Here is a 19912-nt window from a genome sequence, read left to right as displayed (position 1 = left end):
TAGAATAAGTTAGTGAAAAAGTTGAAAGCACAACAGTTATAGAGATAGTGGATTTATTTATGTATAGTTTACAATGTTACGCTCATTTTTATTGAACCTCTTTCTAATGCTCTGTATGTAGACCTAACAATCATGTTTAAATTGAGTTGGAAAACCACTCGATGAGTTAATAGAACTTTAAAATGTGTGTATAAATTAAAGTGAGAAATAGGTTTTGTTCATTGAGCTTACGGGAAAAATACTGTTAAAATTCTAGGAGGTAATCTTTATGACAATAAAAAGATTGGCAACGTTAACGCTGTCTGTAGTATTATTAACTGCTTGTGGTAATAGTTCCTCAGATAGTGATAAAAAATCAGCAATCTCGAGTAGTGAAGAAAGTAATGAAAAAGTTATCACATTAAATGATATCCAAACTAGTCCAAAAGCGGCCTTGAAGAAAGCGCAAAGTGTCTATAGTGGCCAACATTTAAAAGGTATTTCTTATGAACAACATAAAGGTGAATGGGTATATAAAATTGAACAACAAAAATCAAATGAAGAATCAGAAGTAATCGTTTCTGATAAGGATAAAAAGTTAATAAACAAAGAATCTGAAAAAGAGAATTCAGTAGACCCTAAAGAGGCATTTAAATATAGTGACGCTATTGATTTTAAAGATGCAATTAAGAAAGGGCAAAAAGAAGTTAACGGTGATATCAAAGAATGGTCATTATCCAAAGATAATGGAAAGCTTGTTTATGATATGGATTTGAAAAAAGGAAACACTCAATATGAAGTCAGCATTAATGCAAAAAATGGAAAAATATTAAATAGTGAAAAAGACAATTAAACGATATGCCCCCGCTTAGGTGCAGGGTAATCCTTATATGTTTATAAAAGTTCTTAACGGGTATAATTTAAGTAACATCAAAAGATATATTAGTTTATATGGTTAATTTGCTACCACTCACTTAGTCCCCGAGTGGTATACATAAATCCCAGGCTAGTAAAAACTGCGCATCTTCTGCAGAATAATGTGAGCGCATCTATCAAGTTGCTGGTTAGTGATAGGCATTAATATAATGATATAAAATATATGAGTACCGTACTAGCAAAAACCTAAGTCTGATTTATTATAGAATAGCTCTTACCCTAGGTAGCGGTTAGGGGGACTATACATAATTCCGTTTCTAAAAAACTTACCATAACTCTTAGGTAGGCAGTGAGGAGTGACAACTCCTCAGAGACGGATAGTGGACACGCCCGTCAGAAATGGCGGGCGTGTTTTTTTGCGATTGTGCTTTCTTTTATACGTAACGTTTTAATGATTCGACGTCTGGTCATTTGCTATAAATTAAGTCAGTATTATATAGTTTAAATGGTTAGATAATTAAAAGAATGAAGGCGTTATTATTTTGAACTGAGCTCTCCCAAAATTAAGGAGTGATAGAATGATCAATATTATTTCAGCCATTGGATCACTTGGAACTTTTATAATGGCGTTATTTTATTTTGTTTCTGTAAGTATTCAGCTTTATCAAATGAAAGTTGGCTTTATTCCTGCACTAGGTTTTAACCAGGTTTTACTCAAGTTAGATAAAGATGGAACGCTTACGATGAAAAATATGACGATACACGATTCGGATCATGAAGATTATCTAAAGTTATATAACCTTGGTGGGGGCGCAGCAAAGACAATCAATATAAAAATTTTATTAGATGACGAAAAAATTGTTCAAGAAAAATTATTGAATATTTTACCGAGTAAAGAAAGTTACCTTTTACCTATTAATGCAGAAGTATTCGAAGAACTTGAAAGTACGATTCAAAACAACGGTTATGAATCTAATTTAAATATTAAACTATCTTATTATCATAATGTAAGTAGAAAACAGCAAGATATGCTATTAGTCGCTAAATTAGATGAATTTAATATGTACGAAAAGGAAAAAGTTTATGAATTGCAATTTATAAATCAATGATTTAACCCTATATAATTAAAAGAGACAAGCTATATTGTCTATCAAAACTATCTTTTTACAAATTGGATGTCCACGTGGATGCCAGCAAGAAAAAAATGAGTGATGCTGCATCTGCATATGTCAAAAATCAGTAATTAAATGCTTTTCAATTTTCAAGCATAAATAGCAATTACCTATTTATTTGAACAACTCAAACATCTAAATATAAACAAATAATAATAGGTACTAAACATTAAGTGGTAAAACGCTAGTTACTCAAATTCAGTTAACAAGAGTTGTATTTTGTCTATGTGGTGAATAGCTACAGATGAATTTATAGTTGTTGCATTTAGGGTGTTAGTTTTAAGAAGATTGTTTTTTAATTGTATGACACAACTGTACGTAGTATGATAGTTGTAATTCATTTTCATATGACATTCTAAGGGGGAATGAACGATGCAAGAAATTAAATTAAGTACGATAAAGGCAAGTTCATTAGAAGAGTTAGAAAGTAGTATTAACGCTTATTTAAAAGACGATGAAGTAGCAGGCTATCAATTATTAACATCAACGGTGCGTGAAATTGAAGAACGTACATTTTCGGCGAATGAACAAGCATTTAGTGCTTTTCTCACATTTATAAAAAATGTTTAATATCATTATAGTTATAAGTAAGTTACATACAAAGTCTATGGTCTTTGATATGTAACTTTTTTTATGTGATTTTAAAAGTGGTATAGTAATTCTAAAGTTTGATAGATAAATATTCACAACTTTGAAGATATGAAGAATTAAATTTAGAAAATAAAAACTGCCGACATACATATGCGGCAGAACGTGTTATTTTTTCTTTTTTTTCGTAATCAGTGATTGGATTAAAATAATGATAAAACCAATAAATATACCTAAAAATATCGCTACAACAGCTGAAACTATAGGTGGTAGTTGGAATTGAAATTGTAAAATCAAGCCTATAATAATTGCAACCACGATTGCAATGGTAGTAATCATATTCTCTTTAGCCATAGTCAAATTGTTCACTCCTATCATCCATATTATAGCATGACAAAAATATTTATAAAATAAAATAGTGTCATGGAATTGTGTCCTTTATGTTGAACTAGTCTGAGCGATGATTACTTATAATTTAACGATAAAGTAATACTTGAAATGAAGAAACAAATTATATTTGACTCTTGACGATTTAAATGAATTTATATATGATGATTTGGACAATTCTATATAAGTAGGTGCAACAGTGAAATCGACAAAGAAAATGACAACGCTAGTGGTTGGTATTATTATTTTAGGCGTTTTAGCTTTTCAATTTATTAATCATAGTGGTCCGTTTCAAGGGAACAGTTCTAATTCAGCATCTGGTCCTGATCAAACGGAAAAGGTGCATGTTGAACGTGTAGTAGATGGAGATACGTTAGTTGCTAAAGATGAAAAGGGTGAGCAATTAAAGGTTAGATTAATAGGTATTGATACGCCAGAAACAGTTAAACCCAATACACCGGTACAGCCTTATGGGAAAGAAGCTTCAAATTATACTAAGAAACATTTAACTGATAAGGATGTTTTTTTAGAGTTTGATAAAGAAAAAGAAGATCGTTATGGTAGAATTTTAGCCTATGTTTGGTTAGATAAAAAAACAATGTATAATGAACAAATGGTGAAAAATGGTTTAGCTCGTGAGAAATATTTTGCGCCGAATGGTAAATACAGAGAAATATTCCAAAAAGCTGAGCAACAAGCTAAAAGTGATAAAATAAATTTGTGGAGTTAAATAAATATTTTCTAAATTCATTTGCACGGTTTAAACAATCTATATTCAAGCTTGCACATCATAAACATACTAAACCCCCAATGCTGTATTTGGCATCGGGGGTTTAGTATGTTTATGAGTTAGTGGAAACGCGCTACAAGTTTATCGTATTGCTCTTTCGTTAAAGCTTCCTCAGCTTCGTTGATCGTTCCACCAATGATTTCTTTAAGTGAAGACTTAGAAGAAACAGTTTCAGCATATTCTTCTCTGACCGTAGGGCCATCGATTAAATTCACGCTGCCATCTGTAAAGTATACAAGTCCGATACTTTTGATGTTGTGATTGAGGCGTTCAGCTATTTTGGCCTCTAACTCTTTAGTGTTTTTGGCTGCTTGTTCATAAGGATCATAATTATAGAAATCAAAAATAACCGAGTTATTTTTGATACGTTCTATAAATGTATATGTTGCTTTGTTTGAAGATTGGAATTGGCTATGATATTGCTCAGCAATATAGCGACCCACTGTTTGGTTTACTGTGTTCTCTTTATTAGATTGATTTTCTAAAGTAGGGTCTACAGTAAAGTGATAGAACGTTTTTTGTTTCCAGTTTTTCACGTTAATGTTGAAAATACCCTTTTCTGAAATAACAACATAATCAAAAGTTCGTGCAAATTCGAAAAGCGGATGTTTTACTGCAAGATTTCCTGTTGCAATAATAGCATAGTGTTGAATTTTGCCTTCTTGTTTATATTGTTCTAAAATTTCATATAAGTCTTGCTTAGCTTTTCTTAAGCCATGGTGATGTGTATCATTATTGCCATCAATGCGTAACATTTGGTTTTTTAAGTGCGTGTTTTCACGTGTAACCGTACTTATTTTAGTGACCAATTGGTCTTTAGCATAAATTTCTGTATCCAATTTTTGTTGCATAACACGGTGGTTAATAATAGCAACAATAATGAGTAAAATAATGATTACTAGTAAAATGAATAGAAGAAACATGGTGATCATCCTAATCTTATTAAATTTATTGATACAGTTTATTTTACTCTTTTATACATAGTAGTACAAATACAATTATTTAAACTGTTATATATTGATTATATGACTTTTATTAGAAGAGAATCAATTTTAAGGTTGTTATACAATTAATATTTTCAAGAATGACTATATATAAATGTAGTCATTATATTTTTCTATACATTGAATGTTAATATTAAGGGTGAATTTCGTTTACACTTAGGGGGATTAATAGATATAATAAAGGGTACAAAAGATACGTTGAAGATGGGGGACAATGATTTGAGTGCTATCAAAAATTATCTCGAGCAAATAATGCAACAAATAAAGAAAGGTGAAATTATCGCTTTCGATAATCATCCTACTGCTTATAAGATAATTGATTATTTATATAACACAGGAACTAAAATTTCTGTGATAAGCTATTCAACTGATATTATTAAATATGTAGCTAAATATACTGATTTTAATATTATTTTACCTAATGGTGTGGTAAATGGCACATATCATATTATTGTCGGTCCGGATGTTGTACAAACTTTTTCAAAATATCAAATTCGTTATTACTTTGCGGCTGTACCATATATGATTGAGGATGCGCTATACCAATCTATACCGGAAGTTGCAGAGCTTCAACTGACATTATATAACAATGCTAACGATACATTGGTTGTGAATCGACCAGAGTTTTTAAGTACAGAATCATTAAGGGGCTACATGTTTATTGGTTATTTTTAATAGCATATTAAATAGTTTTCAAATATGTGAGTAATACGTTGAAAATTATAACTACAAATTATATAATGTATATTATTGGAAACGCTTACTTTTAGAGGAGGTGCTCATTTGAACAATAATGAAAATATTAAAACGCTTGTTAATAGATTAAACGAAAAAGTTGGTAATCTATTTAAATATAATGGCGAGGTCGCTAAGCAATTATTTTTACATGATGAATTTAATTTAGATGGTAAAGTAGATATCAGTGTTGAAAGGAAATTTCTTGCTGAAGTATTAAAATATATCCCGAAAACATATCACATAAATTTGTATGATGAAACACAGAGCACTTCAGACTTTTCTGAAATAGAGTTCTCTAAGATTACACATGCCAATATTTTTGATCAAAATGAATTAATCATGACAGTTATCGTATATGATGTTGAAGATGATGATTGGATGTTTAGATGGAATCACAATATACGTATGCCAGAGAAACACATTTATTTCCATTCAATCAAATGGGATGTTGATTATGTGAAACCTGAGATTGTTTTAATGTATGAGTTATTAGATCCAATTGATTATCATCAGCTGCCTAATTATCGTAGCGTCATTGACTCTCTGAGTTATTATCAATTTGTAATGTTGCGTTTAGTTGTTGGTGATGAACGTATAAATCAAGCGTTAAATTCGGAAAAGAAAGCGATATAAAATCCTTCAAATCGTTAACAAAAGTCTGACTTCAATCAAGACATTTACGATTTGAAGGATTTTAGTTTTACAATTTCAAACATTCGCCATTATAACAATATTCGTATGTAGCTTTAACTGCTTTTTCAGCATCAGTAACATCGATACCAAACATGATTGAAATTTCTGAAGCGCCTTGGTTCATCATTTTTAAATTGATATTAGACTCTGCAAGGGCATGGGTAATTGTATTCGCAGTACCGACAATTCTATGCATGCCTTCTCCAACAATCATGAGTATTGCTAAATTGTGTTCAACACTTAATTCATCCACATCACAATTTTTACGGATATCATTTAACACTTGTTCTTCTCGATTTTGAATTTCTTTTGAACGCATAATAATACTTATACTATCTATACCAGAAGGCATATGATCAAATGAAATATTATAATCTTCAAGCACGCCAAGTATTTTACGTGTAAATCCAACTTGTCTATTCATTAAATATTTTTTGATATTTAGTACCGTAAAGTCTTTGTCACAGCTGATGCCACTGACGATATTATTCGAATTGATTTCTCTATCGTGGCGAATAAAAGTACCTGTATCGTTAGGACGATTTGTATTTTTTATAACGACGGGAATTCTATCTTTGTGCAATGGTTGTAGTGCTTCATCATGGAATACACCAAAGCCAGCATAAGATAACTCGCGCATCTCTCTATAGGTAATTTCATCAATGACTTCAGGGTGTTTTACAATAGTTGGGTTTGCTCTAAATATACCTGAGACATCTGTGAAGTTTTCATATAAATCGGCTCTTACACCTCGTGCAACAATTGCACCGGTAATGTCAGAACCGCCACGAGGGAATGTTACAACATAGTTTTGTCTTGAAATACCAAAAAAACCCGGGATAATTAATTTTTCTTTATATGCTCTTAATTGGTAGATATCTTCATAAGAATGGTCTAAGATTTGTGCGTTTTGTGGTAAGTCAGTAACTGTGATACCCGCATCACCTGGTGAAATATAACGCGTAGGGATGCCTTGACTATTATTATATTCAGCAATAAGTTGGGCATTGAAATTCTCACCACAAGAGAGTAGCGCATCTAATAAACGAGAAGGTTTATTTTTTAATGTCTTGATGTAATGTTCTAGCGTTTTATCAATAGTGAATAATAAATTATCATGCATTTCTAATTCATAAATAATATCAGCATAACGTTGCATAATTTCTTCTTTTTTAGAAATATGGTCTAAACCTGCAATGACTTTTTCGTATAGACGTATCAGTAAGTCAGTTGTTTTGACGTCTTCTTTATGGCGTTTACCTGGTGCAGAAACTACAATAATCTTTCTATCCTCGTCCGAATTGACGATATTTAATACTTTTTTTATTTGTTCTGCATTAGAAACAGAACTTCCTCCAAATTTCGCTACTTTCATAGTGACATACAACCTTTCTAAAAAATCAGAAAATTTTGTTTAGTTTTTATCACGAGAGTGATAGTATAGATATACGATTTAAATTTTCAACCTTTACAAAAATAATGAATGAATTTATACTATACCATATTCAAGTATTTTTCAACTGTACACTTGTATTTTTTAGAAGAACAATCGGAGGAATGAAGTTATGAAAGAATTAAATGTAGCCCTGCTCGGTTTAGGTACTGTAGGTTCAGGTGTAGTTAAGATAATCGAAGAGAACAGACAACAAATTAAAGACACAATGGACAAAGATATTAATATCAGACATATCTTAGTTCGCGACAAATCTAGATCAAGACCTATTAATGTATCGAAGTATAATTTAACAGAAGACATTGATGAAATTTTAAACGATGATTCTATTGATATTATTGTTGAAGTAATGGGCGGCATTGAGCCGACGGTTGACTGGTTGAAACGTGCGTTAAGTCAGAAGAAGCATGTTATTACTGCAAATAAAGATCTACTAGCTGTTCATTTGAATGTGTTAGAAGACTTAGCACAAGAAAATGATGTAGCACTGAAATATGAAGCGAGTGTTGCTGGAGGTATTCCAATTGTTAACGCGATTAATAATGGTTTGAATGCCAATAACATCAGTAAGTTCATGGGGATATTAAATGGTACATCTAACTTTATCTTAAGTAAAATGACTCAAGAAGAAACATCGTTTGAAGATGCATTAGATGAAGCTCAAAAACTAGGTTTTGCAGAAGCAGATCCTACTGATGATGTAGAAGGTGTTGATGCAGCAAGAAAAGTTGTAATTACATCATATTTAACATTTAATCAAGTGATTAATTTGTCTGATGTAGAAAGACATGGCATTAGTGATGTTGAATTATCAGACATCAAAGTTGCGGATGAATTAGGTTATAAAATCAAATTGATTGGTAAAGGTACATATGAAAATAGAGAGGTTCAAGCATCTGTAGCACCAACGTTAATCAATAAAGCGCATCAACTTTCTGCTGTTGAAGATGAATTTAATGCGATTTATGTTATTGGTGATGCTGTTGGAGAAACGATGTTCTACGGAAAAGGTGCAGGTAGCTTAGCCACAGGTAGTGCTGTAGTGAGTGATTTATTAAATGTAACATTAAATTTTGATTCTAATTTACACACATTACCACCACATTTCGAGTTGAAAACAGAAGCAACAAAAGAAATGATGGATGATGAAGATACAGTGACAATTAAAGAAAAAGAAAGTTACTATGCTGTTGTCCAAACTGATGGTGATGAGCTTAATAAAGTTGAGTCATTGATTAAAGCTAAATTACCTTTCCATAAATCATTAGCTGTCAAAGAACGTGATGCACATACAGTTGGTGTGGTTATCGTAGGTATAGATGAGTCACCAGAGTCTTCAATAACAGAATCAGGTTATATCGTTAAGAAAATATATCCAGTCGAAGGGGTTTAATTAAAATGGAGAAATGGCAAGGGTTAGTAAAAGAATTCAAGGAATATTTACCAGTAAATGAAAATACACCACAATTAACATTAAATGAAGGTCATACTCCATTAGTTTATTGTGAAAATTTATCGGAAATGCTTGGTATTGAATTACACGTAAAATACGAAGGTGCAAATCCTACAGGTTCTTTTAAAGATAGAGGCATGGTTATGGCTATGGCTAAAGCTAAAGAAGAAGGGAAAAAAATAGTAATTTGTGCATCAACGGGTAACACTTCAGCATCAGCGGCTGCTTATGCAGCACGTGCAGGTCTAAAAGCAATCGTAGTCATCCCTGAAGGTAAAATAGCTTTAGGTAAACTATCACAAGCTGTCATGTATGGTGCGGAAATCGTTTCTATTGAAGGCAATTTTGATGAAGCCTTAGAGATTGTGAAAGAAGTTGCTGAAAATGGGGAAATTGCACTGGTAAATTCAGTCAATCCATACAGAATAGAGGGTCAAAAAACAGGTGCCTTTGAAGTTATAGAACAATTAGGTGGCGTAGCTCCAGATGTTTTATCTATTCCTGTTGGTAATGCTGGTAATATTTCAGCCTATTGGAAAGGTTTTAAAGAATATCATGAACGTGATAATACAGCATTGCCCCATATGTATGGGTTCCAAGCTGAAGGTGCATCACCTATCGTTCAAAACAAAGTAGTAAAAGACCCTGATACTGTTGCAACGGCAATTCGTATTGGTAATCCTGCAAGTTGGGATAAGGCGACAAATGCATTAAATGAATCAAACGGTTTAATTGATAGCGTTACAGATGAAGAAATCTTAGAAGCGTATCAATTAATGGCACGTAAAGAAGGTGTCTTTAGTGAACCAGCAAGTAATGCCTCTATAGCTGGATTGATAAAATTACACCGTGCTGGCAAATTGCCTCAAGGGAAGAAGGTTGTAGCTGTACTCACTGGTAATGGATTAAAAGATCCTGACACAGCAATATCATTGTTAGATAACCCTATCAAACCTTTACCAAATGATAGAAAGAGCATCTTAGAATATATCAAAGGGGCACTCTAGCATGAACAACATGTTACATTTGAAAATTCCGGCATCTACAGCTAACTTAGGTGTCGGTTTTGATTCTATAGGTATGGCTTTAAATAAATTTTTATATTTAGATGTAAAAACAAATACAAGTGGCGTATGGAGTTTTAATCATGTTGGACCTAATGTAGAAGATTTACCCACAGATAATAGGCATTATATTTATCAAATTGCGCAGAAAGTTGCACGCAAATATGATGTCACATTGCCAGGGTTAGATATTGAAATGAGAAGTGAAATCCCGCTTGCGAGAGGGTTAGGCTCTTCAGCATCAGCTTTAGTTGGTGCCCTCTACATCGCTAACTATTTTGGTGATATCGAATTGTCTAAATACGAATTACTTCAATTAGCTACAGAGTTTGAAGGGCATCCAGATAATGTGGCCCCAACAATATATGGCGGTCTTGTTTTAGGGTATTATAATCCGGATACTAAAGTGACGGATGTTTCATATATCGATACGCCTAAAGTAGATATTATTATTACTATACCATCATACGAACTACGAACTGATGATTCCAGAAATACCTTGCCAGATACATTTTCACATAAAAAGGCCGTACAAAATAGTGCAATCAGTAATACTATGATCAGTGCATTGATTCAACACAATTATGAACTTGCAGGAAAAATGATGGAACAAGATGGCTTTCATGAACCATACCGTCAACACTTAATCCCAGAGTTTCAGTCAATTAAAGATATAGCTAAACAATATCAAGCTTATGCTACAGTTATTAGTGGTGCCGGTCCAACAGTACTTACGCTTATTGCACCAGAACGTAGTGGTGAATTAGTGAGGGCGCTCAAAGGCGAGTTTGATGATTGTCGTTCTGAATTGGTAACTATCAATGAAAGTGGCGTAGTATCTAAAGTACTGTACCAACGTCTTTAATATATAGTAATATATAAAGAGATGTTGAAAGGAGACAGGCAACATGAGTGAGTATAAAGTTATAGTAATGGATATGGATGACACATTGATGAATACTAATAATGAAGTTAGCCCTGAAACAGCTGCTTATTTGATTGAAGCACAAAGACAGGGGTATAAAGTAATACTAGCTTCAGGTCGTCCAACAGAAGGAATGTTACCGACAGCAAAATTATTACAACTAGATCAAAACAATAGTTATGTAATCAGTTATAACGGCGGTAAGACAATTAATGTTAGCAATGAGCAAGTAGAAGTGAGTCGCTCAATTTCTAAAGAAAATTTTGACTTAATAGTAGATTACTGCAGAGAAAATAAATTATTTGTTTTAACGTATGATGGAGGTTATATCATATATGAAGGTGAGCATGAATATATGAATATAGAATCTGAGTTAACTGGTTTGCCGATGAAACGCGTAGATAATATTAAGGATTATATTCAAACAGAAGTACCGAAAGCAATGGGTGTAGATTATGTACCGAATGTTACGGCTTTGAATATTGAATTAGCAGGACACTTTAATGAGGATGTTGACGTTACAACGAGTAAACCTTATTTCCTAGAGTTTATGGCTAAAGATGTATCCAAAGGCAATGCTGTTACCGCATTATGTGATAAATTAGGTTATAATCTATCACAAGTTATTGCATTTGGAGACAGTTCTAATGATATATCAATGCTTGAAGTAGTTGGTTATGCAGTAGCAATGGATAATGCTAATGATGCAGTTAAAGCTGTTGCTGATGAAGTTACTTTAAGTAATGGGGAGAACGGTATTCCTCATGCTTTAAAAACACTTTTAAAATAAAAAAATGGACCGATATATAGCTATCGGTCCATTTTTTGTTGTTTTACGATGTGTGTCGCATTATTTAGCTGTATGTGTCCATTCATGTTTGCCACGATGTCTCTTAACGTGTGCATATACATGATCAGCAGCATAATCTAAATTTGTATATACAGTAATCGAAAATGCAGACTGATTTTCTTCAAAGTCTTCTTCTAAAAATAAATCTTTAAGATGGTCAAAGAGACTTTCCATTTGAGCATGATCCAAGCTACTATATTCTCTAAGTGTGCGCTTAATCAAGCGGTTGTGTCTGTCTTCAAGTGATTGCACAACAATAACGAAGCGTTCTTCAGTTTCTAAAATGTCGTCAAATAAGTTTGTCTGTCCAATCATAGTTTCCACCTCTAGGTTAACGTTTATTATTATACTTAATTATACTATAATTTTACTGAACTGAAAATATCAAGGACTCATGTAATTTTAGTGAGTGAAGCGTTTTCGTATTATGAAGTATATCATATACAATGTGCACGCTAATCAGAGTACTAATAAGTTTTGCTTTCTATTCTATTAATGATATACATAAAAAAACAAGGATACATGAGATGTTAATGTATCCTTGTTTTATTTACTCATAAGTGTGACTTTTTAAATCCATTTCTTCAAGTTTAATGACTTTCGTTTTACGAATGATTTTATGTGCAAAGTAAATAATAGCTAAAATAATAATTGGTGAAATATTACGTAGTACTGCTAAAAAATCACCAGAGATGAGAGCGCCTAACGAATTACCAGCAAATAAGAATAATAATGCAACAATAACAATAATAGGTCCTAATGGATAGAACGGTGCTTTATATGGAAGCACGTCATCTGGATTTTTATTTTGCTTTTTGATTGCTGAACGTAAACGGATTTGTGAGATAATGCTAGATGCCCAAACTACTATAACCAATGAACCAATTATATTAAGTAATGAAAATACGATGTCTGATTTAAATTGAGCCAATATAATAATAAGTAATACTATGATAAACGTAGTGAATATAGAAATCATAGGTAATTTAGTCGTTTTATTTAATTTCCCGAAAATACGTGGTGCTTGTTTATCTTCGGCCATTGAGAATAACATACGACTTGTTGTGTAAATACCAGAATTTGCTGCCGACAATAGTGAAGTTAAAATAACTGCATTAATGACAGAAGCAGCAAAAGCAATACCTACACGATCGAATACAATGGTAAACGGACTTTGGCTTACTGATTCAGACTTATTTAATAGTAGTGGATCAGTATAAGGTATAATTGCTGAAATAACTGCAATTGATAACACATAAAATAATAATATTCTCCAAAACACCTGTTTAATAGCTTTAGGCATTGATTGATGAGGGTTCGAAGATTCACCGGCTGTTACTGCAACAACTTCAGTGCCACCAACAGAAAACCCTGCAATTAATAATACACCTAAAAAGCCAGAAATGCCGCCAACAAAGGGGGCTTGTCCAGTAGTGAAATGGTCAAAACCATACGTTTTTCCACCTAAGATACCTACTATTGTTAAAATACCAATAACAATAAATATAATTATAGTTATGACTTTGATAAGTGATAACCAAAATTCAGTTTCACCAAAAGCCTTAACTGAAAAAATATTCAGTAACAAGAGTAAACATAAAAAGAGCATACTCCAAGTTACGGGACTAAAGAAACTAAACACTTCCCAGTAATTCAGTACACTAGATGCAATGATGATATCAACACTTGTGACCAATACCCACATGACCCAATATAGCCATCCCATTGTAAACCCTAAAGAACTATCTACGAATCGAGTTGAATATGAGCTGAAGGATCCCGATACTGGATAAAATGTAGCTAATTCCCCAATGGATGACATTAAAAAATATAACATCACTCCGATAATCAAGTAAGCTAATATTGCACCACCAGGGCCTGCTTGAGAGATTACGCTTCCTGTCGCTACAAATAGTCCAGTCCCAATTGCACCACCAATAGCTATCATTGAAATATGTCGCGAGTTTAGACCACGTTTCATGTTATTTTGCGCCATAATTTGTCTCCTATAATTTATTAAATTTTATATACACTCCATTTTAATGCTTTTAGTTACTACAATCAATGCTTTTTATGTTACTAAAATCATCAATATTTTAAATTTTCGGAAAATTATTGTGAGTTTACATGTTAGTTTGTTGCTTTTAAGTGCGGTATACATTAAAATTAATTCTAGATAATAATCATTATTATCTAGAATTAATTTTAGGGGGAAACATTATGAGCAATAATAGAAGATTGACTAGTCTTTTTGGTGCGCCAGTTTCTGATAGAGAAAATAGTATGACTGCAGGCCCTAGAGGACCTATGGTGATGCAAGATTGGTACTTTTTAGAACAGATGGCTCATTTTGATAGGGAGGTAATTCCAGAGCGACGTATGCATGCAAAAGGTTCTGGTGCATTTGGGACATTTACAGTCACAAATGATATTACTCAGTACACATCTGCAAGTATTTTTTCAGAGGTTGGAAAGCAGACTGAAATGTTTGCACGTTTTTCTACTGTAGCAGGTGAAAGAGGCGCCGCGGATGCTGAGCGTGATATTCGTGGGTTTGCATTGAAGTTTTACACTGACCAAGGGAATTGGGATTTAGTAGGTAACAATACACCAGTATTCTTCTTTAGAGATCCTAAATTGTTTGCGAGTTTAAATCATGCAGTGAAACGTGACCCTAGAACAAATATGCGCAGTGCACAAAACAATTGGGATTTCTGGACCTCTCTACCAGAAGCGTTGCATCAAGTCACTATTTTGATGTCAGATCGAGGTATTCCAAAAGGATTTAGAAATATGCACGGTTTTGGTTCTCATACTTACTCTTTATATAATGATAAAGGAGAACGTGTTTGGGTGAAATTCCATCACAGAACGCAACAAGGTATTGAAAATTTACAGCCTGATGAAGCAGCTCAAACGATTGCTAATGACAGAGAGTCTTCGCAACGTGATTTATTTGAAGCGATTGAAAATAAAGATTTCCCAAAATGGAAAATGTATATACAAGTTATGACGGAAGAACAAGCAAGAAAGCATAAAGATAATCCATTCGATTTAACAAAAGTTTGGTACAAAGGCGACTATCCATTAATTGAAGTAGGAGAATTTGAACTTAACCGTAATCCAGATAACTACTTCCAAGATGTCGAACAAGCTGCTTTTGCACCGACAAATATAGTTCCGGGAATTGATTTTTCACCTGATAAAATGTTGCAAGGTCGTTTATTCTCATATGGTGATGCACAACGTTACAGACTTGGCGTAAATCATTGGCAAATACCAGTTAACCAACCTAAAGGCGTAGGTGTTGAAAATATTTGTCCATTTAGTAGAGATGGTCAAATGCGTATCTTAGATAATAACCAAGGTGGAGGTACACATTACTATCCAAACAGTGATGGTTCATTTGAAGATCAACCTGAATTTAAAAAACCTGGTTTACCAGTTGAAGGCGAAGCGTATGAGTATAATTATAGAGAAGATGATGATAATTATTTCGAACAACCAGGGCGTCTCTTTAGATTACAATCTAAGGAGCAACAAGAGCGTATTTTTGTAAATACAGCTAATGAAATGCAAGGTACAACATTAGAAGTACAACATCGTCATATTCGTCATTGCTTCAAAGCGGATTCTGAATATGGTAAAGGTGTAGCCAAAGCATTAGGTATTGATATTAATGATGTAGATTTAGAAATTAAAGATTAGTTGCCATTAGTAATCTAACTCATCATTAGCTGTGCTAAAGAGTGTCGTAAATGCGATGCTCTTTTTTTATTTAGGTAAAAGTAAAACACTATGATCGATGGTGTAGATATAGACGATATAAAGTAGGGGTACTATGAAATATAGATTGGTAATATTTTATAAACTTTTGCTATTTAAAAATAGTTACCTCAACAAATATATATTTAAATAGAAGAACTGAGCATACTAAAAGTTGAATTTAACGACAAAAATAAACCTGAAATAAGCTGCAATATGCGCTCGTTTCAGGTTTGAAAGTAAATCTGTCGTATTTAAAAAAGCTAATAAGGACAGAACCCTATTTTGTTTCACGATGTAATGTATATTTATTTAATCTAGGACAGAACTTTTTAAGTTCGATACGTTCTGGGTTATTACGTTTGTTCTTTTTAGAAATATAATTACGATCGCCACATTCTGTACAAGCTAATGTAATGTTAACGCGCAAAGTCGACACCTCTTTCTTAATAGGAATTGTTACGTTTTAAAATTTTATCATAATTATAAGTAAATATCAATTGTGTATTTCGATTAAATGGTTAAATCCTCAAAATATATAAGGTCTAGTCATAGAAAATTACATTTAAGCGTACTTATTGAGCATCAAAGATCAAAGATATTGGGATATAGATTTGTAAGTAAAAGCAGCCGCTTACAGAATATAGAACGAGGATTAACAATTTAATTATTTGCTAAAGTGAAAAAGTGTGTTATTATACAAAACGTAATGATTACGTTTTATAAAAGAGAGGTTGAAAGTTAATGGCGAAAAAATCCAAAATAGCAAAAGAACAAAAAAGGGAACGTTTAGTTAATCAATATCGTGAGTTACGTGAAGAATTAAAGGCTAAAGGTGACTATGAAGCATTGAGCAAGTTACCAAGAGATTCTTCACCTACGCGGCTAACTAGACGCTGTAAAGTGACAGGTAGACCTAGAGGGGTTTATCGCAAATTTGAAATGTCACGTATTGCATTTAGAGAGTATGCACATAAAGGGCAAATTCCAGGAGTTAAAAAATCTAGTTGGTAATTTACGACTATAGTCCATTTACATTTACGATAAAACAATGTATATTATCTAATGGTGAAGATGAGTGGAAAAAGTTATTGTTCGGAAATTGTACTAAAGTTAGATATAATTTCATTTAGAACAAAGGAAATCATCATGAAAATCTTACCATTAAACGATTGTATTATTAAAAATGTTAGGGGTTTGTTTAACTATGAAAATATTTGATTACGAGGATATCCAACTTATACCAAACAAATGTATTGTTGATAGTCGCTCTGAATGTGACACAACTGTTCAATTTGGGCCAAGAAGTTTTAATTTGCCTGTAGTTCCTGCCAACATGCAAACAGTTATGAACGAAACGTTGGCTGAATGGTTTGCAGCAAACAATTATTTCTATATTATGCACAGATTTGATGAAGAAGCACGCATTCCGTTCACAAAGCGTATGCAAGAAAAAGGATATTTTGCATCTATTTCAGTGGGTGTTAAAGCACGTGAATTTGATTTTGTTGAAAAATTAGCTGCTGAAAAAGTTATTCCTGACTATATTACAATTGATATTGCACATGGGCACTCTGATTCGGTTATTAATATGATTAAGCATATTAAACGTTTTATTCCAGAAGTGTTTGTTATTGCTGGTAATGTTGGTACGCCTGAAGGTGTGCGTGAACTTGAAAACGCTGGTGCAGATGCTACTAAAGTAGGTATTGGACCAGGTCGCGTTTGTATCACTAAGATTAAAACTGGTTTTGGTACAGGCGGTTGGCAATTAGCAGCTTTGAACCATTGTAGTAAAGCAGCACGTAAGCCTATTATCGCCGATGGTGGAATTAGAACACATGGTGATATTGCGAAATCCATTAGATTCGGTGCTTCAATGGTAATGGTTGGCTCATTGTTTGCAGCACATGAAGAATCACCAGGTGAAACTGTAGAGTTAGATGGTAAATTATATAAAGAATACTTTGGTAGTGCATCTGAGTTCCAAAAAGGTGAACATAAAAATGTTGAAGGTAAAAAAATGTTTGTTGAACACAAAGGTTCATTATCTGATACTTTAGTGGAAATGCAGCAAGATTTACAAAGTTCTATTTCATATGCAGGTGGCAAAGATTTAAATTCCTTGAGAAAAGTGGATTATGTAGTCGTGAAAAACTCTATTTTTAATGGAGATAGAGACTAATTTAATAGTAGGTGTGACACATTAGAAAATTTTTATTATATATCGTTGTTATTCTAGTAATCGTGTTGGTAGTTCCTGTAAAAGAGACAGCCCCAATGGAAGCATTACAACAACAAGTTAAAACTAAAGTGAATAGTTGGACTTCGGACAATTCTACCTCTGACCAGGCACTGAAAGTTCCTAGCAAACAAGAGTTTGCAATCAATAATATTCAAATGAATATGACCAAGCAAACGGTGGAGCAGAAGTTGGGTGATGCCCAACGTGTTACATCTAATGAGTATGGTACAAATTGGCATACTTATTATTCAGGCGATTATAAAGCATTTGTAATGGTCAGTTATATTGATAATAAAGTGCATGCATTGTATAGTAATCAAAATGTCATTTCATCACAATCTAAAATTAAATACGGCACACCTAAAGAAACAGTCAGGGATAGACTAGGTAAACCTATTACTGAAAAGCAAAAAGGACATGTTAGATTCGATGTAAAAGATGATGAATATGATAATTTTCATGATGATCAAATTTATACAACAGCTTTTTATGATAAGCATGAGAACAATAACTTAACTGCTCTTTTACAAGTTAGCGATAATATGGAGAGCCGTTTACAACAACAATATGGTGCGCCTTCAGAAGGATTAGCTCAAAGCTTTGAACTGCAAAACTTTGATTTGGTCAATGCTGAAAGGATTCAACATGACTTAGCCACATTAAATTATTCATCGAGTATTTCTGATACTGCTAGAGCGCATAGTGAAGATATGGCTGAAAATAACTATTTTGATCATAATAATTTATCCGGGGATTCACCGTTTGATAGGTTAGAAGCGGACGGCCATGATTTTAATGCCGCTGGAGAAAATTTAGCTTACGGTCAAACAAGTAGTATATATGCACATCAAGGTTTAATGAATTCATTAGGTCATAGAAAAAATATACTCAAACAATCTTTTAAAACGCTCGGCGTAGGTGTTGATTTTAATGAAGAAAGACAACCATATTGGACTGAAAATTACACAGGATAATGTTTGATTGTGTTGTAAAAGGGTATCTTTAATTTGTGAGGATGAATAAGTTATGACAACAAATAAAAAAGATAAAACAGAAGATATACTTGAAAAAGTAAAAGAAGTTTTAGAGAAGAAAGACGAAAAATAAGAGGTTGAGCGCATGCGCTCAACCTCTTATTTTTGTGAGAGTACCATTAGAACTGTATGATATGACTTTACATTTCTCGGAATAAACCTACGACTTTACCTAGTACAGTAACATGATCTAAATAGATAGGGTCCATAGTGCTATTTTCAGGTTGTAAACGATAATGTGCTTTTTCTTTATAGAATCGTTTTACTGTAGCTTCATTATCTTCAGTCATAGCTACAATAATATCGCCATTTTCAGCGATTGTCTGACTTCTAACTATGACCTTATCACCGTCTAATATACCTGCTTCGATCATACTATCGCCAACAACATTAAGGATGAAAATATCACTGTTATGTGTTGAAGTAAAGTGTTCGGGTAAAGGGAAATATTCTTCGACATTTTCTACAGCTGTAATTGGAACGCCAGCTGTAACTTTACCGATTACAGGAACATGGATAGTTTCTTCCATATTAACTGCTTCACCTACTTGTTCGGTTACAATCTCAATAGCGCGTGGTTTAGTAGGGTCTCTTCTTATATAACCTTTTTCTTCTAATCTTGATAAATGGCCATGTACAGTTGAGCTTGACGCCAAACCGACAGCCTCACCAATTTCACGGACACTTGGTGGGTAGCCTTTTAATTGAACTGTTTGCTTTATATATTCAAAAATTTCATTTTGTCGCTTAGTTAATTCTCTCATAATAGGCACTCCCTAGATTGATTTGTATTTATTATAGCACGCACATATACATTTTACAAACGTTTGTTCGTTTTGGTGTTGACTTAGAACAAGTGTTCTGTTAAATTGGTAATACAAACAAACGTTCTAGGA

21 protein-coding genes are annotated in these 19912 nt (G+C 33.1%); 14 read left to right on the top strand and 7 right to left on the bottom strand.

Annotation, left to right across the window (positions count from 1 at the left end; all coding sequences use genetic code 11):
* Positions 1 to 268: 268 nt before the first annotated feature.
* From QMO72_RS08055 to QMO72_RS08045, 3 genes are all read left to right on the top strand, one after another.
* Positions 269 to 832 (top strand): PepSY domain-containing protein, encoded by a 564-nt coding sequence (locus tag QMO72_RS08055; protein WP_103266912.1) that lies wholly within the window; start codon positions 269 to 271, stop codon positions 830 to 832.
* 601 nt (positions 833 to 1433) lie between these two features.
* The gene (locus tag QMO72_RS08050) at positions 1434 to 1964 is read left to right on the top strand and encodes a hypothetical protein (protein WP_103266911.1); all 531 of its coding nucleotides are present in this window, start codon (positions 1434 to 1436) and stop codon (positions 1962 to 1964) included.
* Between the two features lie 435 nt (positions 1965 to 2399).
* Complete coding sequence (locus QMO72_RS08045; RefSeq protein WP_103266909.1) at positions 2400 to 2597, top strand: hypothetical protein; 198 nt, start codon at positions 2400 to 2402, stop codon at positions 2595 to 2597.
* 186 nt (positions 2598 to 2783) lie between these two features.
* On the opposite strand, the gene QMO72_RS08040 is transcribed toward QMO72_RS08045, so the two are convergent.
* Positions 2784 to 2969: a LapA family protein gene (locus QMO72_RS08040; RefSeq protein WP_424153918.1), complete on the bottom strand. Its 186-nt coding sequence runs from the start codon at positions 2967 to 2969 to the stop codon at positions 2784 to 2786.
* 232 nt (positions 2970 to 3201) lie between these two features.
* Here QMO72_RS08040 and nucI point away from each other — a divergent pair, with 232 nt between their 5' ends.
* Positions 3202 to 3732 carry a thermonuclease NucI gene (gene nucI, locus QMO72_RS08035; RefSeq protein WP_103268051.1) on the top strand — a complete coding sequence of 177 codons (531 nt, stop codon included), beginning with the start codon at positions 3202 to 3204 and terminating at the stop codon, positions 3730 to 3732.
* Between the two features lie 119 nt (positions 3733 to 3851).
* On the opposite strand, the gene QMO72_RS08030 is transcribed toward nucI, so the two are convergent.
* Positions 3852 to 4715, bottom strand: a complete 864-nt coding sequence (locus QMO72_RS08030; protein WP_103268052.1) for an NERD domain-containing protein — start codon at positions 4713 to 4715, stop codon at positions 3852 to 3854.
* Positions 4716 to 5015: 300 nt separating this feature from the next.
* On the opposite strand from QMO72_RS08030, the gene QMO72_RS08025 reads away from it, so the two are divergent.
* Both QMO72_RS08025 and QMO72_RS08020 read left to right on the top strand, forming a co-directional pair.
* On the top strand, positions 5016 to 5471 hold the full coding sequence (locus QMO72_RS08025; protein WP_103267362.1) for a sugar phosphate isomerase family: 456 nt from the start codon (positions 5016 to 5018) through the stop codon (positions 5469 to 5471).
* Between the two features lie 108 nt (positions 5472 to 5579).
* The gene (locus QMO72_RS08020; RefSeq protein ID WP_103267361.1) at positions 5580 to 6167 is read left to right on the top strand and encodes a hypothetical protein; all 588 of its coding nucleotides are present in this window, start codon (positions 5580 to 5582) and stop codon (positions 6165 to 6167) included.
* A gap of 67 nt (positions 6168 to 6234) precedes the next feature.
* Here QMO72_RS08020 and QMO72_RS08015 read toward each other — a convergent pair whose 3' ends face one another.
* Positions 6235 to 7602, bottom strand: a complete 1368-nt coding sequence (locus QMO72_RS08015) for an aspartate kinase (RefSeq protein ID WP_073504556.1) — start codon at positions 7600 to 7602, stop codon at positions 6235 to 6237.
* Between the two features lie 190 nt (positions 7603 to 7792).
* On the opposite strand from QMO72_RS08015, the gene QMO72_RS08010 reads away from it, so the two are divergent.
* From QMO72_RS08010 to QMO72_RS07995, 4 genes are read left to right on the top strand one after another with little or no spacing between them, the layout of a single operon-like run.
* Positions 7793 to 9073 carry a homoserine dehydrogenase gene (locus QMO72_RS08010; RefSeq protein ID WP_069824189.1) on the top strand — a complete coding sequence of 427 codons (1281 nt, stop codon included), beginning with the start codon at positions 7793 to 7795 and terminating at the stop codon, positions 9071 to 9073.
* 5 nt (positions 9074 to 9078) lie between these two features.
* Complete coding sequence (gene thrC / locus QMO72_RS08005) at positions 9079 to 10140, top strand: threonine synthase (RefSeq protein ID WP_103267360.1); 1062 nt, start codon at positions 9079 to 9081, stop codon at positions 10138 to 10140.
* Position 10141: 1 nt separating this feature from the next.
* On the top strand, positions 10142 to 11062 hold the full coding sequence (gene thrB, locus QMO72_RS08000; protein ID WP_103267359.1) for a homoserine kinase: 921 nt from the start codon (positions 10142 to 10144) through the stop codon (positions 11060 to 11062).
* A gap of 43 nt (positions 11063 to 11105) precedes the next feature.
* The gene (locus QMO72_RS07995; protein ID WP_103267358.1) at positions 11106 to 11912 is read left to right on the top strand and encodes a Cof-type HAD-IIB family hydrolase; all 807 of its coding nucleotides are present in this window, start codon (positions 11106 to 11108) and stop codon (positions 11910 to 11912) included.
* A 60-nt stretch (positions 11913 to 11972) separates the two neighbouring features.
* Here QMO72_RS07995 and QMO72_RS07990 read toward each other — a convergent pair whose 3' ends face one another.
* On the bottom strand, positions 11973 to 12287 hold the full coding sequence (locus tag QMO72_RS07990; protein WP_103267357.1) for a hypothetical protein: 315 nt from the start codon (positions 12285 to 12287) through the stop codon (positions 11973 to 11975).
* Positions 12288 to 12522: 235 nt separating this feature from the next.
* A complete protein-coding gene (locus QMO72_RS07985) occupies positions 12523 to 13968 on the bottom strand; it encodes an amino acid permease (RefSeq protein WP_103267356.1) in 1446 nt (481 codons plus the stop codon).
* Between the two features lie 224 nt (positions 13969 to 14192).
* Here QMO72_RS07985 and QMO72_RS07980 point away from each other — a divergent pair, with 224 nt between their 5' ends.
* Positions 14193 to 15680, top strand: coding sequence for a catalase (locus tag QMO72_RS07980; protein WP_103267355.1), 1488 nt, complete (start codon positions 14193 to 14195; stop codon positions 15678 to 15680).
* Positions 15681 to 16017: 337 nt separating this feature from the next.
* Here QMO72_RS07980 and rpmG read toward each other — a convergent pair whose 3' ends face one another.
* Positions 16018 to 16167 carry a 50S ribosomal protein L33 gene (gene rpmG, locus QMO72_RS07975; protein ID WP_046836327.1) on the bottom strand — a complete coding sequence of 50 codons (150 nt, stop codon included), beginning with the start codon at positions 16165 to 16167 and terminating at the stop codon, positions 16018 to 16020.
* 314 nt (positions 16168 to 16481) lie between these two features.
* Between rpmG and rpsN the strand changes: the two genes are divergently transcribed.
* The 3 genes from rpsN (at position 16482) to QMO72_RS07960 (ending at position 18956) form a co-directional block, all read left to right on the top strand.
* Positions 16482 to 16751: a 30S ribosomal protein S14 gene (rpsN, locus tag QMO72_RS07970; protein ID WP_069824183.1), complete on the top strand. Its 270-nt coding sequence runs from the start codon at positions 16482 to 16484 to the stop codon at positions 16749 to 16751.
* A 193-nt stretch (positions 16752 to 16944) separates the two neighbouring features.
* On the top strand, positions 16945 to 17922 hold the full coding sequence (gene guaC, locus QMO72_RS07965) for a GMP reductase (RefSeq protein ID WP_103267354.1): 978 nt from the start codon (positions 16945 to 16947) through the stop codon (positions 17920 to 17922).
* A 95-nt stretch (positions 17923 to 18017) separates the two neighbouring features.
* Complete coding sequence (locus QMO72_RS07960; protein ID WP_433963169.1) at positions 18018 to 18956, top strand: CAP domain-containing protein; 939 nt, start codon at positions 18018 to 18020, stop codon at positions 18954 to 18956.
* A gap of 200 nt (positions 18957 to 19156) precedes the next feature.
* Here the strand turns inward: QMO72_RS07960 and lexA are convergent, their stop codons facing one another.
* A complete protein-coding gene (gene lexA, locus QMO72_RS07955; protein WP_046836331.1) occupies positions 19157 to 19780 on the bottom strand; it encodes a transcriptional repressor LexA in 624 nt (207 codons plus the stop codon).
* Between the last annotated feature and the right edge of the window lie 132 nt (positions 19781 to 19912).

Source organism: Staphylococcus casei (assembly GCF_030294405.1).
Classification (GTDB): Bacteria; Bacillota; Bacilli; order Staphylococcales; family Staphylococcaceae; genus Staphylococcus; species Staphylococcus succinus.
The sequence above is the reverse complement of the archived record's forward strand: the minus strand, read 5'-3'. Positions and strand labels throughout refer to the sequence as shown.

Excerpts from the sequence above, each read along its gene's own strand:
- QMO72_RS08030 (WP_103268052.1), bottom strand. The coding sequence starts at position 4,715 with ATGTTTCTTCTATTCATTTTACTAGTAATCATTATTTTACTCATTATT.
- QMO72_RS07990 (WP_103267357.1), bottom strand. The coding sequence starts at position 12,287 with ATGATTGGACAGACAAACTTATTTGACGACATTTTAGAAACTGAAGAA.
- QMO72_RS07960 (WP_433963169.1), top strand. The coding sequence starts at position 18,018 with ATGGAAGCATTACAACAACAAGTTAAAACTAAAGTGAATAGTTGGACT.
- QMO72_RS07995 (WP_103267358.1), top strand. The coding sequence starts at position 11,106 with ATGAGTGAGTATAAAGTTATAGTAATGGATATGGATGACACATTGATG.
- QMO72_RS08055 (WP_103266912.1), top strand. The coding sequence starts at position 269 with ATGACAATAAAAAGATTGGCAACGTTAACGCTGTCTGTAGTATTATTA.
- thrC (WP_103267360.1), top strand. The coding sequence starts at position 9,079 with ATGGAGAAATGGCAAGGGTTAGTAAAAGAATTCAAGGAATATTTACCA.
- QMO72_RS08015 (WP_073504556.1), bottom strand. The coding sequence starts at position 7,602 with ATGAAAGTAGCGAAATTTGGAGGAAGTTCTGTTTCTAATGCAGAACAA.
- QMO72_RS08010 (WP_069824189.1), top strand. The coding sequence starts at position 7,793 with ATGAAAGAATTAAATGTAGCCCTGCTCGGTTTAGGTACTGTAGGTTCA.
- QMO72_RS08050 (WP_103266911.1), top strand. The coding sequence starts at position 1,434 with ATGATCAATATTATTTCAGCCATTGGATCACTTGGAACTTTTATAATG.
- thrB (WP_103267359.1), top strand. The coding sequence starts at position 10,142 with ATGAACAACATGTTACATTTGAAAATTCCGGCATCTACAGCTAACTTA.
- lexA (WP_046836331.1), bottom strand. The coding sequence starts at position 19,780 with ATGAGAGAATTAACTAAGCGACAAAATGAAATTTTTGAATATATAAAG.
- QMO72_RS07980 (WP_103267355.1), top strand. The coding sequence starts at position 14,193 with ATGAGCAATAATAGAAGATTGACTAGTCTTTTTGGTGCGCCAGTTTCT.
- rpsN (WP_069824183.1), top strand. The coding sequence starts at position 16,482 with ATGGCGAAAAAATCCAAAATAGCAAAAGAACAAAAAAGGGAACGTTTA.
- QMO72_RS07985 (WP_103267356.1), bottom strand. The coding sequence starts at position 13,968 with ATGGCGCAAAATAACATGAAACGTGGTCTAAACTCGCGACATATTTCA.
- guaC (WP_103267354.1), top strand. The coding sequence starts at position 16,945 with ATGAAAATATTTGATTACGAGGATATCCAACTTATACCAAACAAATGT.
- QMO72_RS08045 (WP_103266909.1), top strand. The coding sequence starts at position 2,400 with ATGCAAGAAATTAAATTAAGTACGATAAAGGCAAGTTCATTAGAAGAG.
- QMO72_RS08040 (WP_424153918.1), bottom strand. The coding sequence starts at position 2,969 with ATGGCTAAAGAGAATATGATTACTACCATTGCAATCGTGGTTGCAATT.